The sequence below is a fragment of the Agrobacterium sp. K11 genome, from assembly GCF_059429395.1.
Genome location: NZ_JCAHRB010000050.1, coordinates 1 through 738 on the forward strand (window position 1 = coordinate 1; position 738 = coordinate 738).

Genomic DNA, 738 nt, shown 5'->3' on the forward strand with positions numbered 1-738 from the left:
GGCGCGAGTCTCATCCTGATTGACGCTGAATCTCATCGAGATTGCCGCTAAACACAAGTTTACCGATCTCGCGCGCCCAGTAGTGCGCTGTGGCACAGGCGTCCATCGCTACCGTGCATTCTGGCAGCTCCGTAAAGAAGGGCATCAATTGTCCGCGAGACAGCTCCCTGCGCAAGACCACACTTCCATCGCTTCCTGCGGCATGAACCTGAAACACGCGCTTTGCAAGGTCCAGGCCGACGATGCTAACTTCCTTCATGGATGCTCTCTCCTCTAAGTGACGTTCTGGCGAACACCACTCTGGCACATTGCGATGCCGCCGGCAGGGGGCATCCACTCCACCAGTTCTCATGTTTGGATGCCCCTTTCGATGCAAGGACTTTTTTTACCGCCGAGCGAGTGATCGGGTGCATACATGTTTTAGACCTCATGTTGCGGCTATGACATGCCGCGGGCCGGTATGGTGATACGTGGATTGGATTCCGTATCAGTGGAACGAGCTCGGAGCTCCCTGAGAACTACTGGTTTATCCAATCCCGATCTGTTCGATCATTTGCCCATGCGGATCATGTCCTCCTCACATCGCCGGCACTCCAATTAGAACGTCTACCCTCAGCAGACCGCTCCGCTTGGATCTCGGTATTCTTGATCGCGCACGAGCATTGCCCAGACGATCCGCGATAGCTTGTGATTAGGCATGGAATAAGGACCCCGCAAATGGGGTGATCGGCGTCCAAA

Annotated in this window: 1 pseudogene; it reads right to left on the minus strand. The window is 55.1% G+C overall.

Annotated features, from left to right (window positions below):
• Positions 1-55: 55 nt before the first annotated feature.
• Positions 56-259: pseudogene (locus tag AC5SEO_RS26895) on the minus strand (IS110 family transposase); the annotation flags it as partial.
• Positions 260-738 lie beyond the last annotated feature (479 nt).